At 61.9% G+C, this 13,009-nt stretch carries 10 protein-coding genes and 1 pseudogene; 6 read left to right on the top strand and 5 right to left on the bottom strand.

From position 1 onward, the window contains the following. Positions 1-187: 187 nt before the first annotated feature. Positions 188-1,228, top strand: a complete 1,041-nt coding sequence (locus tag EM6_RS17325; RefSeq protein ID WP_172961146.1) for a hypothetical protein — start codon at positions 188-190, stop codon at positions 1,226-1,228. A 49-nt stretch (positions 1,229-1,277) separates the two neighbouring features. Here the strand turns inward: EM6_RS17325 and EM6_RS17560 are convergent. Next, a pseudogene (locus tag EM6_RS17560) lies at positions 1,278-1,541 on the bottom strand (IS1595 family transposase); the annotation flags it as partial. 310 nt (positions 1,542-1,851) lie between these two features. On the opposite strand from EM6_RS17560, the gene fumC reads away from it, so the two are divergent. The 3 genes from fumC to sugE all read left to right on the top strand — a co-directional run bounded on the left by fumC (position 1,852) and on the right by sugE (position 5,057). Then, on the top strand, positions 1,852-3,246 hold the full coding sequence (gene fumC, locus EM6_RS06130; protein WP_126421058.1) for a class II fumarate hydratase: 1,395 nt from the start codon (positions 1,852-1,854) through the stop codon (positions 3,244-3,246). 13 nt (positions 3,247-3,259) lie between these two features. Next, on the top strand, positions 3,260-3,937 hold the full coding sequence (locus tag EM6_RS06125; RefSeq protein ID WP_126421056.1) for a phytanoyl-CoA dioxygenase family protein: 678 nt from the start codon (positions 3,260-3,262) through the stop codon (positions 3,935-3,937). An 802-nt stretch (positions 3,938-4,739) separates the two neighbouring features. Further along, positions 4,740-5,057: a quaternary ammonium compound efflux SMR transporter SugE gene (gene sugE / locus EM6_RS06120; protein ID WP_126422924.1), complete on the top strand. Its 318-nt coding sequence runs from the start codon at positions 4,740-4,742 to the stop codon at positions 5,055-5,057. A gap of 158 nt (positions 5,058-5,215) precedes the next feature. Here sugE and EM6_RS06115 read toward each other — a convergent pair whose 3' ends face one another. After that, positions 5,216-5,635: an MAPEG family protein gene (locus tag EM6_RS06115; RefSeq protein WP_126421054.1), complete on the bottom strand. Its 420-nt coding sequence runs from the start codon at positions 5,633-5,635 to the stop codon at positions 5,216-5,218. Between the two features lie 81 nt (positions 5,636-5,716). On the opposite strand from EM6_RS06115, the gene EM6_RS06110 reads away from it, so the two are divergent. Continuing rightward, complete coding sequence (locus EM6_RS06110; protein WP_269471946.1) at positions 5,717-7,585, top strand: ABC transporter ATP-binding protein; 1,869 nt, start codon at positions 5,717-5,719, stop codon at positions 7,583-7,585. A 3-nt stretch (positions 7,586-7,588) separates the two neighbouring features. Here the strand turns inward: EM6_RS06110 and EM6_RS06105 are convergent, their stop codons facing one another. The 3 genes from EM6_RS06105 to EM6_RS06095 form a co-directional block, all read right to left on the bottom strand. After that, positions 7,589-8,758, bottom strand: a complete 1,170-nt coding sequence (locus EM6_RS06105) for a DUF1501 domain-containing protein (RefSeq protein WP_172961145.1) — start codon at positions 8,756-8,758, stop codon at positions 7,589-7,591. Positions 8,759-8,852: 94 nt separating this feature from the next. Then, positions 8,853-10,301 (bottom strand): DUF1800 domain-containing protein, encoded by a 1,449-nt coding sequence (locus tag EM6_RS06100; RefSeq protein WP_126421052.1) that lies wholly within the window; start codon positions 10,299-10,301, stop codon positions 8,853-8,855. A gap of 59 nt (positions 10,302-10,360) precedes the next feature. After that, positions 10,361-12,049: an ArnT family glycosyltransferase gene (locus EM6_RS06095; RefSeq protein WP_126421050.1), complete on the bottom strand. Its 1,689-nt coding sequence runs from the start codon at positions 12,047-12,049 to the stop codon at positions 10,361-10,363. Between the two features lie 186 nt (positions 12,050-12,235). On the opposite strand from EM6_RS06095, the gene EM6_RS06090 reads away from it, so the two are divergent. Then, positions 12,236-12,967, top strand: coding sequence for a glycosyltransferase family 2 protein (locus tag EM6_RS06090; RefSeq protein WP_126421048.1), 732 nt, complete (start codon positions 12,236-12,238; stop codon positions 12,965-12,967). The last annotated feature ends 42 nt before the right edge of the window (positions 12,968-13,009 follow it).

The raw sequence follows: 13,009 nt of genomic DNA, 5'->3' as shown, positions 1-13,009 counted from the left end.
TGGACCGGTAGCTGATCGTAAGTGAGTGGAAATTGACGAAAGTATGCCCGCGCAGCCTCACATTTTGCATTCCCCATTCATATCTGGTTATTTCTTTCGCAAACAAGCGACCTTTAAAAAAGTCTCAACCCCTACTTGTAAGTTTGCTATCGGACCCATATATTTTGGTTCCACAGCAGGGGGTTACATGATGGCAAAGCGTTTTTCTTGGAAGAGCAACTACCGTCAAATCCCTTCATTTGTGCTGGATGCGCTGGACGACATTGAGGGTGATCTCATCGCCGTTGCTGCAACCAAGAGAGTCAATCGAAGTGATGTCGAAGAGGGGCTGTATAGTCATCTAGGGCTAACTGCAGCGACCTCCGGGATTTCTACCGCTGGACCCGCACATCCTCCGGCAGATGCTGGAAGGTGGTCTAAGCGGAACGCGCACGGCTGGGATCGCAAGCGCGAGGATTGGCCGATGGTCCAGAAGTCATGGACCTTCGAGTCACCCAATTTTGGAGATGGTGCGCGCAACGGTTGGACGATGCGCTCGTGGACGAAGGATGTCTACCAACACCAAATATTCGAGCCACAGGGGATGACCATTGAGCCTATAGTGCTTGAAGACAAGGGTGGCGAGCAGTTAATCGTTAAGTTTGCTCTCACCCCCATGCTGAGCCGTGGCATGGCCGAATTCGATCTAATGCTGCTTTGGGCGCTAAACGTCTTGCAAGAGAACACGGGGGTCACTGGCGTGTTTGCGAGCGATGCGACACGAGCTGAATACATTTCGACGGTCACGCTCGACTGGCAGATTTTTCCGCCCGGCACTGCCGATGAGGTTGTTGCTCGTCTGTTAAGTTCGGCGCGCCCTTCAAATGCTCCCGATTTCGAGAAGCATGTCCGAGACCGTGTGCGATTGTTCGAAGGTTTCGAGCCGAAAGCCTACATTCGTGGACAGGGAAGTTTTGGTTCCTATTTCGGCGCGCAGTTTGCGGATGATCTAGTCGTGTTTGAGAACCTCAAATATGGCAATGCGGTGTATCTACTATACCAAGATTGGGGCGAAGCATCACAGCGGTCGCGGCTTGATCTCCTTCGCGATCAGGACGCTCATTTTGATCGCGTCGTGCATACAGATGGGTGGCAAGACCGCTTAACATCCCTTCTTCATGACAAGCTCCATGAGCGTGGCTTGAGGCGTCGGCGGAGCGGATATAAGTCAAAGCGTCGTCGTCGCTGAATTCTCGATTTCCGTCTAATCTGTCTAAATCTTCAAGCAATTTGGGGCGCCTACCCAAAGCGCCCCGACCTCGTTTGCCTTTACGAACTCCGCCGAAATAGCTTTCATCCACCTCGACCTCACCGCCGAGCAACTCTTCATTGGCGGCTGCCTGTTCGACGATAAGTTCGCGCACTTTTCGGTAAAATAAGGCTACGGTGTTGGCCTGCAAACCCAAAACATCCGCAGCCGAGCGTGCTGTCACTTCCAGAACGAAAAATTCCAGAAGCCGAAGCTGTGTTTTTCGACTTAATTTACAGCGCTTTAAGCCCATATAACCACCATAGATAAGTTACCTTATCTACGACAGCCCCAATTCTAATTCCTAAGATTTGCCACGCTCGCTGTATGACCGCTCACCGGCTAAGCAAGGTGAGAGCAGCATTGCAAATTGCCCGCACCTTGACGTAAAACCCCTTGCCCTTTTGGGGCAAATGTTCCACTGAAAGCCGCAGATTTTCAGGAGGGGTGCATCCATGTTCGGCTGGTTGTTCGGCAAGAAAAAATCGAAGACTAAGGCTTCTCAGACCCAAGCGTCTCAGGCCCCGGTCGTGGATGCCCCGGCAGTAACGGAGACTCCCGTCATGACCAAAGCGACACGCACCGAAACCGATACCTTCGGCCCCATCGAGGTCGATAATTCGAAATACTGGGGCGCGCAGGCACAGCGCAGCCTCGGCAATTTCAAGATCGGCTGGGAAAAGCAGCCCCTGCCGGTGGTGCGGGCGCTGGGGATCGTCAAGCGCGCGGCGGCGGAAACCAATCAGTCTCTGGGCAAGTTGGACGCCACCATCGCCAATGCCATCATTCAGGCCGCCAACGAAGTGATCGAGGGCAAGCTCAATGACCACTTCCCGCTGGTGGTGTGGCAGACCGGTTCGGGCACGCAGTCCAACATGAACGCCAACGAAGTCATCTCCAACCGCGCTATCGAAATTCTGGGCGGTGAGATGGGCTCGAAAAAGCCGGTGCACCCCAACGACCACGTCAACATGTCGCAGTCGTCGAACGACACCTATCCGACGGCCATGCACGTGGCCTGCGCCGAGCAGATCGTGCACGACCTCTTGCCGGCGCTGAAGCACCTGCACGCCGCGCTCGATGCCAAGGCGAAGGCCTGGGCCGAGATCATCAAGATCGGCCGCACCCATACGCAGGACGCGACGCCGCTGACGCTCGGTCAGGAGTTTTCGGGCTATGCCAAGCAGGTCGAAAACGGCATTGCGCGCATTGAATCGACGCTTCCGGCGCTGATGCAACTGGCGCAGGGCGGCACGGCGGTCGGCACCGGGCTCAACGCGCCGATCGGCTTTGCTGAGGGCGTGGCCGAAGCCATTGCACGCATCACGGGCCTTGGTTTCACCACGGCGCCGAACAAGTTTGAAGCGCTGGCGGCGCACGACGCCATGGTCTTCTCGCACGGGGCCATCAATACGGTGGCCGCGTCGCTGTTCAAGATCGCCAACGATATCCGGTTTTTGGGGTCCGGGCCGCGCGCGGGCTTAGGCGAACTGGCCCTGCCGGAAAACGAGCCGGGCTCGTCCATCATGCCGGGCAAGGTCAACCCGACCCAGTGCGAGGCGCTCACTCAGGTCTGCGTGCAGGTGTTCGGCAACCACGCCGCCCTGACCTTTGCCGGGTCGCAGGGGCATTTTGAACTGAACGTCTTTAACCCGGTGATGGCCTATAACTTCCTGCAATCGGTGCGCCTCTTGGCCGACGCGGCCGTGTCGTTCACCGACAACTGCGTGGTGGGGATCGAGCCGCGCATCGACAATATCCGTAAGGGCGTCGAAAACTCGCTGATGCTGGTGACGGCGCTGAACGGGCGTCTGGGCTATGATGCCTGCGCCAAGATCGCCAAGACCGCGCACAAGAACGGCACGACGCTGCGCGAAGAGGCGGTCGGTGGTGGCTACCTGACCAATGAAGAGTTCGATCAGTACGTCCGCCCGGAAAACATGGTCAGCCCCGGTTAATGGGCGGGTGGATATGAGCCCGGAAGTGTTGGGTTTCCACAGGGACGGCGCGGTGCTTCATCGCGCCGTTCTTGCGTCTGAGACTGTCGCGGCGCTGTGTCGTGTGTTCGAGTTGCAACTGAGCGGGCGACCCGGCCGACGATTAAGCAAGGGCGACTGGGCGTCTGTGGTGTCCGAGGGACCGCTGGCGCAAATCGCTGTGGGCCATATCGGGGCCGGGGCGCATCCGGTCAGAGCGGTCATCTTCGACAAGACGCCTGAGACCAACTGGAGTGTGGCCTGGCATCAGGACCGCACCATAGTCGTGCGTGAGCGCATCGCCGTCGAAGGCTTTGGACCGTGGTCGGTAAAGGACGGCCTGATCCATGTCGAACCGCCCATATCCGTGCTGGAAGGTATGGTGACCCTGCGTTTGCATCTGGATGACTGTGGTGCGGACAATGCGCCGTTGAAGATCGCGCTCGGCTCGCACCGGCTAGGCCGTGTGCCTGCGGCGGAGGTGGCCGACCGTGCGGAACACTTGCCGGTTTTAGAGTGTCTGGCGTCGGCGGGAGATGTCTGGGCCTATTCGACGCCTATTCTTCATGCGTCCGAAAGGTCGCAGCGCATGGGACGGCGGCGGGTATTGCAGGTGGATTACGCAGCGGGTGAGTTGCCCGGCGGGTTGAACTGGTATGGGATTGCCAAATAAGAAAACGGGCGGAAGATCAGTCTTCCGCCCGTTTTTTTGGCCGTTTGGTTTTGGTGTCTGGCTGTGCGGTGGGCATCAGCGCCTCCCTGTCGTTACGCATTACTCATCTGTCAGCATCGCTCAGATGACGAGCAGGGCGACGGTGGCGAGGGCGGCAAACGACAGGAAGAACAGGCCGGTTAATGCGTTGGTCATGGGACTTATCCTTAAGCGATGGTGAGGAGCGAGATCACGCAGAAGGCGGTGATCGACAGGAAGTAGAGCGGGGTGAGGTAGCGGGTCATGGTGTATATCTTTCGGTGTGTGCAAGTAATGGCTCAGATGCTGAGCAGGGCATGGTCAGGAAGGTGGCAAAGCTGAGGAAGGTGGCGCCGGTCAGAGAGATTTGCATGTCGATATCCTTTCGATTTGATAAGTATTCGGTTTGAGGTTTGCTTTTGTGTGGCGGCGTTTCGTCCGCCGGTGATGTGGGTATGCCGCAGCCCGCAGATAGTTTCAAATTAAATGAACGTCATGAACGGGATTTAATCATTTGATTTATTTGATGAATTTTGCGCAATAACTTACAGGCCTGTAATGTGGCCAAAAGCTGAGCCCGATCAGGGCTTTATCCGGCGTGCCGCATTTGCTATAGCGCATCTGTTCCCGACGAGACGCGCCGTACCGGGACCGGAGTCAGCGCATCCTCAAAAGTGCCACGCGGTTTTGGGGTACGGATGCGCGGCAAAAAGGCCGGGCAGACAAGACGACGCTCCCTGACATTTTATTATCAAAGGCGTGCGTTATGACGACGGTCTTGCCGATGCCGTGGGTGTATCTGATTATTGCCGGACTGCTGGAGGTGTGCTGGGCCATCGGGCTGAAATACAGCCACGGCTTTACGAAGCCCGTGCCGAGCCTGTTCACGCTGGTGACGCTGGCCGGGAGTATGTTTTTGCTGGCCAAGGCCGCGCAAAGCCTGCCCATTGGCACGGCCTATGGCGTGTGGGTGGGTATCGGGGCGCTGGGGGCGGCGATCCTCGGCATTGTGCTGTTCCACGAAGCGGTAACGCCGATGCGGCTCCTGTTTCTGGGGATGCTGCTGGTGGCGATTATCGGGCTCAAGGCGACGGCGGCTTAAGCCCGTTTATGATTCAACCTGAACGAAACGCGCTCTCAGAAAGGCCCCCACCACCACATCTCACCCGTCTTCGCTTAGGCTCAGACAGGCTCGTGCGGTCCCCGGCACCGGCCGCCCGGCTCCCCGCCAAAGGCGGGGAGGTATAAGGGAGCGCGCTTTCACGCCAGCCGCACAAAAAACAGCACCCACATCGTCAGCAGCACCGTCACGGACCCGGCAAAGGCCAGTAAGCGGAACAGGATGTGGTTGATCGTTACGTGGATCAGGCTGTGCAGGACACGCAAGGCCACATAGGCCCAGGCCAGTATCAGTTGCCCATCGCTGACCGTCTTCGTGACAAACAGCATCAGGCACAGAACATAGAACAGCACCGGCAGCTCAAACAGGCTCGAATAGTTGCGGCTGATCAGGCGGCTCTGCTTCGGCACCCGCTCGCTTTCGCCAAAAGCGAAGTCGCGCGGCGTCACCTGTCCGGCCTTGGCCGCGGCGAGGCGCGTGATCAGGATACCCGTCAGCATGACAAAGGTGAGGGCGGCCAGCGCGCCCATCGGCCACAGGATCAGAAGCGTATTGGGCATGGACCCTCCGTTTTCATCTTTTTGAGCATGACACGATCCGCCGCTTTCGGCTACTGACGCCTCCTGACCGGCGCGGCTGCCATGCGTGCGGCCCCATCCGAAAGCTGTGCCATGCTGACCGCCCTGTTTCGCCGTTTTGAGCGCCTGATCGACCCGTTCCGGCCCTATCCGGAAACGACCCCGCCGGCGTCGATCGTGCCTTATTTCCTCGTCTATCTGCGTCAGACCTGGCCCGTCTTTGCCGGCGTTCTGGCGGCGGGACTCTTGGTGACCCTGACCGAGGTGATGATCTTCCGCTTCATCGCCGACATAGTGGACATACTTAACACCACAAAGCCGTCGCAGCTTTGGGCACAGCACGGGCACTATTTTATCGCCATGGTGCTGCTGCTGGGTATTGGCTGGCCGCTGCTGGTGCTGATCCAGTCGTTGCTGCTGCAACAGGGGGTGACGACCAACTTCCCGGCCCTGATCCGCTGGCAGTCGCACCGCCACGTGGTGCGTCAGTCGATGAGCTTTTTCTCCAATGACTTTGCCGGTCGCGTCGCATCCAAGGTCGTCGATAGCGCGTCCAGTGTGCGCAACACCCTGATCACCCTGTGCGACACCTTCCTCTACGTGCTGGTCTATTTCTCCAGTGCGCTTTACCTGTTCTTTCAGGCCGATATCCGCCTGATCGTGCCGCTGAGCCTGTGGCTGATCAGCTATGGCCTGATCTGCTGGCGCTTCGTGCCGAAGCTGTCGAGCGCCTCTGAACAGGCCTCCGAAGCCCGCTCGGCGCTGGTCGGCCGTGTGGTCGATAGCTACACCAATATCCAGACGGTTAAGCTGTTCGCCGACCCGTCGCGCGAAGACGCCTATGTGCGTGAGGCGCTGGAAGACAACACCGCCAAATGGCAGCAACAGCAGCGCCTGATCACGCGGCTGGATATCCTTGTGGCCTGTCTCAATGCCGCCCTTCTGCTCTCGACCGGCGTGCTGGCCGTGTGGCTGTGGGGGCAGGGGCTGATCACCGTCGGGGCCATCGCTCTGGTCGGCGCCTTGACCCAGCGCGTCCTCAACATGTCCGGCTGGGTGATGTTTCAGGTCACCAGCCTGTTTGAAAACATCGGCACGGTGCAGAACGGCATCGAGACCATCGCCAGAGCCCACAGCGTCAGCGACGCCCCGGATGCCAAGCCGCTGAGCGTCACGGCGGGTGAGGTGCAATTTGAGCGGGTTCGCTTCAATTACGCCGAAGGCAAACCCGCTTTGAACGGCATCGACCTGACCATTGCTGCGGGCGAAAAGATCGGCCTGGTCGGGCCATCCGGCGCGGGCAAATCGACGCTGGTCAATGTCTTTTTACGCCTTTACGACCTCAGCGAAGGGTGCATCCGCATCGACGGGCAGGACATTACGCACGTCACGCAGGATTCCCTTCGCGCCCATATCGGCATGGTGACGCAGGATACGTCTTTGCTGCACCGTTCGATCCGAGCCAATATCGCCTATGGCCGGCCGGGGGCCTCGGATGAAGAGATCATCGAAGCCGCCCGTCGCGCCCACGCCTGGGACTTCATCCCTGACCTACGCGACAACAAGGGCCGCTCCGGCCTTGATGCCCATGTGGGGGAGCGCGGCGTCAAGCTGTCCGGCGGTCAGAGGCAGCGCATCGCCATCGCCCGCGTCCTGCTCAAAAACGCGCCGATCCTGATCATGGACGAAGCCACGGCGGCGCTCGATTCCGAGGTCGAAGCCGCCATTCAGGACAGCCTGATCGAGCTGATGCAGGACAAGACGGTCATCGCCATCGCGCACCGGCTGTCAACCATCGCGCGGATGGACCGTCTGGTGGTGCTCGAAGAGGGGCGGATTATCGAAACCGGCACCCATGCGGAGCTTCTGGCCGCGCAGGGCCTCTATGCCCGCCTGTGGGCCCGCCAGACCGGCGGCTTTATCGCGGAGTGATCTCTACACCAGACCGTCCAGCGGTTTGACGCTGAGCGCGCCGGGGAAGACGTCGGTCTGTAGCCGCCGCACATCGGCCCCCAGATGGTCGCGGGCCACGCCCATCACCACAGCGCGCAGGTCGGTGGTCGGGGTGAGGTCGCGCCCTTCGTAGAGCTGCGCGCCTTTCAGGCCCGGCCAGTCGGCGATGACACGCCCGCCCTTGACCGCACCGCCGGCAAGGAAGGCGGTCGTGGCCTGACCGTGGTCGGAGCCCTGCGTGCCGTTAAAGCGCGCCGTGCGGCCAAATTCGGTCGCCACCAGCACCACCGTGTCGGCCCATTTCGCCCCCAGACCCTGTTCAAAAGCGGCCAGAGACTGATCGAGGCCGCCCAGAAGCTGCGTCAGGCGGCGCTGTTCGGCGGTGTGGGTGTCCCATCCATCGAAAGCCATGGCGGCGATGCGCGGGCCGTCGTCGCGCCCCATCAGGGCCGCCGCCCCCTTGGCCATATCGACCATGGCCCCGGCCGGGCCGCCGCCGCCCATCATCGGGTTCATGCCCGACGCGATCTTGCCGGTGTCGATACCCTCTTGCAGCACGGTCATCAGGGCCGGGTCCGTCTCGCCATAGAGGCGCAACAGGCGTGGGGCGAGGTCGGGATCGGCGGCCTTCAACTGCTGCGGGGCCCAGCCGAGTAGGGGCGCTTCGCCGCGGATGACCAGCGGCGTCAGCGTGCCGACCGACAGCGATTTTTGCGCGGCGCCGATCTTTGACCCTTGCCCCAGCGACAGGATCAGGCGGTTGAGCCAGCCCGTATCGGCGTGGCCGGGCACATCAAAGCCCGACTCCAGCACGTCTTGCCCATCGAAGTGCGAGCGGTTGCGATAGGGGGTGGCTGAGGCGTGGACGATCGCCGCCTGACTCGCGCCATAGAGGCGTTTCAGGTTGGGCATGGCCGGGTTCAGGGAAAAAAAGCCGTTGAGCGGCAGGGCCTCGCCCTCCCACGCCGGGGGACGCAGGGCGGCGAAGTCTGGGTCACCGACTGGCGGCACGGCGGCGAGGCCATCGAGCGCGCCGCGCAGGATGATGACGACGAAGCGCGGGTCGCGTCCCGCCGCAAAGGCGCTCTGCGGCAGGACAGCCGAAGCAAACAGGCCGGTGGAGGCAACGAGGAAGGAGCGGCGGTCGATCATTTTCAAGCACTTTCCGAAAAGTGGGACGCACTTTTCGGATTCAAAAGCGCGTCAGTAAAAATGTTAGCGCCGGTGTGGCGCAGCCATACGGGCGCTAACGCCTCATGAATTCGGGGGAGAGGAGCACGAGGGCCAGGCCCTGCGGACGGGTTTCGGCCAGGGCGACCGAACGGCGGGTGGTCTCGGAGATCAGGCCTTTCAGCCGCTCTTCGGCAAAGACGCGCGGATCGGTCTTTTCGGCGACGCGCTCTGACAATTGATAGGCGAGGTCGAGGCGGTTGTTCAGGCCTTCGGGTGTGGCCCAGACGCTGGCCAGATCGGAAAAGCCGTTGGGGCCGGGCGGCTGCCACAGGGGCTGACCCAGCACGCGCAGGGTTTGCAGGAAGCGCTGCGGCTGGACCGGCGTATCCAGCGCCCGCAGGCTGGCGATCACATATTCCTGCGGGGTCCGCAGCTTGGCGCGCGGCGCGCTCCAGCTTTCGTCCGCCGCGATCAGGGTCGCATAGACGGCGCTGAGGTCGCCGTCGGTGTCGATGAACCGGCGGCTTAAGCGTTCGACCAGAGCTGGTGGCGGCTGATCGCTGACGAAGTGGCGTACCAGCTTGGTGGCGATGTGTTTCGCCGTTGCCGGATGGCGGGCGAGGTCTTCGAGCACGCGGATGCCCTGCCGTTCGCCGTCATCGGCATAGGTCTTGCCCAGGATCGTCTGCGGGCCCGGCTCGTGGGCATTGGCGTTAAAGCGGAAGCCGTCGCCCTGACCGCTGCGGTTGATCCCCCAGCCGGTAATCACCTTGGCAAAGCGCGTCACATCGGCCTGCGTGTAGCCGCCATTGACGCCCAGCGTGTGCAGTTCGAGGATTTCACGCGCCAGATTCTCATTCAGACCGCGCTTGCCGTTGCGGTTGGCGCGGGCGTTCGGCCCGATGGAGGCGTCATTATCCAGATAGACCTGCATGGCCGGATGACGCTCGGCGGCCAGCAACAGGTCGCGGAAGCGCCCGGTGACGTGCGGGCGGATCGCCTCGCGCTCATAGGCCCCGGCCAGTATCCGCACGGGCAGGCCCTTATCGACCGACACGGCGAAGTGGTTGGCCCAGAACATCACCAGCCGCTCATGGAAACCGATGCGGGCGTCGCCCCAGACCTTCAGCCGCGCGGCGACCTCGGCAAAGCTGACGGCCTGGGGCAGGCGCTGATCGTCCATCAGGGGCGCGGGCTTGCCCGGTTTGCCCGCCATATCGGGGGCGGCCATAGACGGGGTGTCGGGCGCGGGTGTCTGGTTTTGCGCCTTGATCTCGCGCCGTTCCTTGCGGGCGCGGTTATAGGCGGCGATCTGCGTTAGCAACTCCGGCGTCGGCGGCAGGGCCGTGGAAAAGCCCAGATCGCGCTGCACGTCGCTCAGGCTCATGCTGAGGGTCGGGGGAGATTTCAGTTCCGCCAGCAGCGCTTCGCGCGCCTCACCGGAGGCGGCGCCGAGGCCCCTTGGCGTGATGCCCAATCCGAAACGGCTGAACGCGATGGCGGCTCGTGTGTCCGGGCTCATGACGCCTCCTCTGTCTTTATTACAGAGGTGATACGTAAGGCGCTGGCGCGACCCTTCGCTTACTTCTGCAACTGATACAGCGTGATCTTCACAGGGTCGCCGTTGGAGTAGTTATAACCCTCGATGGTTTTGACGGCGCGCGGCCTCAGACCGGCGGCGCTGACGGCCTTGCGGAACTCCGCGTCGTGGCGGCCTTCGACGCACACCGGACGCCCTTGCAGCAGGGCGGCGGCGGCCTGTTCCGGCGTGTCGGCCAGCTCGGTCTCCGTGCCCATGGCAAAGACGAAGGACGGTTCGGCATAGCCCAGCGTCGCCACCGGGCCCGGTTGCAGGCCCTTGCGCGGGTCAAGGCCGGTTTCGACCAGCGCCGCTTCGAGATTGCGCGACATCCACAAAGGCTTAAGCTCCGACAGGGTGGCGACGAAGCCGAGGTGCGCCACCACGCCCGCGCCGATCAGACAGGCCAGCGCCGTATTCATATGCTGACGCCAGAGGAACAGCGCCGCCAGACCCCCGATCAGCAGCGCCGCCGCGGCTACGATGGTGACCAGAACCGCTACGCCGGCATGACCAAACTCGGACAGGCCATAGGCGGCGATGGCGGTGATCAGGAAGCCGCCGAACAGGCCCAGACCGGTGTTCATCACCTTGGCCCAGGTTTTCAGCGGGATCGACAGCCCCAGCACCGCCAGCAGCACCAGACCGCCATAGGTCGGCAGCGGATAGTGGACCAGCTTGGTGGGCGAGGCTTCAAAGATCAGGAAGCCCGGCACGAACCAGCAGATGGCAAAGCGCACGGCGGGCTCCGCGTAGCGCGTTAACGCCGTTTGCAGCGCGCCGCCCAGAAGGAAGCTCAAGGGGAAGAACAGAAGCGGCAGGGCCAGCGTATGATAGCCGGGCCAGGCGAAATGCCCCTCAGACCCCGACACCAGCTTGGGCGCAAAGTCGTCGCCGATGGCCGTGCCCCAGAAGCCGCCGTCGGTCGCTATGGTGATGGCGATGGCCCACGGCCCGACGATCAGGGCGGTGATCAGCAGCCCCCACGTCCAGCCGAGGTGTTTCAGCCAGTCGGCGGCACCGGGCACCTTGGCCTTCAGATCCCAGCCCAACAGCGCCAGCGCCGTGGCGGCGAACATCATCGGCCCGATCGGTCCCTTGATCAGCACCGCGCCGCCGAAGGCCAGCCAGAAGATCAGCTTGTACCTGGTCAGCTTGGGCTTTTCGCTGAGGTCTGTGCGCTGACGATAGGTGACGTAGATGCGCGCCAGCGCCATCAGGAACAGGGTGGTCAGGCCGCACAGCACGGCATCGGTCTTGGCGATAAAGGCTTCGCTGGACAACAGGAAGGAGACGCCGAACAGTACCCCGGCGATCAGCCCCTGCCGGCGGTCAAACAGGAAACCCGCGCCCCAGCTCATGGCAAAGGCCGCCAAAGCCGCGCCAAACAGCGACGGCCAGCGGTAAGAGAGGATGTCGCGCGCCGCCACGTCCGAGGTGAGGGCGGTCGAGGCGGCCTGAAGCCAGTGGATGCCGACCGGCTTCTTGTGCCGCGGGCGGTCCTGATAGCTGATATTGATGAAGTCCTTCGATTCCAGCATCTGGCTGGAGGCCTGAGCGAAGCGCGATTCGTCGCGGTCGAGCGGCGGGATCAGCAGGGCGCAGGGCAGGCCAACCAGAAAAGCGATGATCGCCGCCAGCAGCGGGCCGCGCAGATCAGGGCTCAGGGGGGAGAAGGTCTTGCTGGACATAGGCAAAGCGGGCTCACAGGGGCAAAGCGGCCTCACAGGCGCGAAATCCGGGTGCGGCGGGGCACCGGACTCCTGATGAGGGGGTGTTCGGTTTACGCTTAACCGCAAACCTGATAAGACGCCAGACTCATATTACCGCTGGTCGCGCCGACCACGCCTCCCTTTCCCGCAAAGAGCCGCTCATCCATGTCCGTACCCGTGTCCGTCGTCGTTGCCGTCCACAATGAAGAGGGGGCCACCCCGCAGGTGGTGCAGGAGCTGAAAAGCGTGTTTGACGCGGGCCTTGGGGCCGGGAATTACGAGCTGGTGTTTGTGGACGATAAGTCGACAGACGCGACGCCGCAGGTGCTGAGCGGGTTGAAGGCCTCGGTGCCGGAACTGCGCGTCATTCGCCACGAAAACAATGTGGGTAAGTCGGGCGGCGTATTCACGGGCGTCCTTTATGCGCGCGGTGATATCGTGGCCATGCTGGACGGCGACGGCCAGAACCCGGCCGCCGACGTGCTGAAGGTCACGCAGATGCTGATGGCCGCCGATGCCAGTGTGGGCATGGTCGCCGGTGAGCGCCGCCGTCGTCAGGACACGGCCTCAAAGAAATGGGCCTCGCGCTGGGCCAACGGCATCCGCAGGAACCTGCTGAAAGACGGCTCAAACGACACCGGCTGCGGCATCAAGGCCATACGCCGCGACCTGTTTCTGCGTCTGCCCTATTTCGACAATATGCACCGCTACATCCCGGCCTTGGTCAACCGCGAAGGCTATGTTACGCTTTTTGAACCGGTCGATGACCGGCTGCGCACGACGGGCAGCTCCAAATATACCAACTGGGGCCGCCTGAAAAACGCGCTGACCGACCTGCCGGGCGTCATGTGGCTGAACAGCCGTCGCCGCCTGCCGGGGCGCACCACAGAGGTTTAAACCTCTCTGAGAACGGGGTTAACGGGATGGCTAGTCAGGAAC

This window comes from Asticcacaulis excentricus, assembly GCF_003966695.1.
GTDB classification, from domain to species: domain Bacteria; phylum Pseudomonadota; class Alphaproteobacteria; order Caulobacterales; family Caulobacteraceae; genus Asticcacaulis; species Asticcacaulis excentricus_A.
Note: the sequence above shows the minus strand (reverse complement) of the source record. Positions and strands in the feature narration are given on the sequence as shown.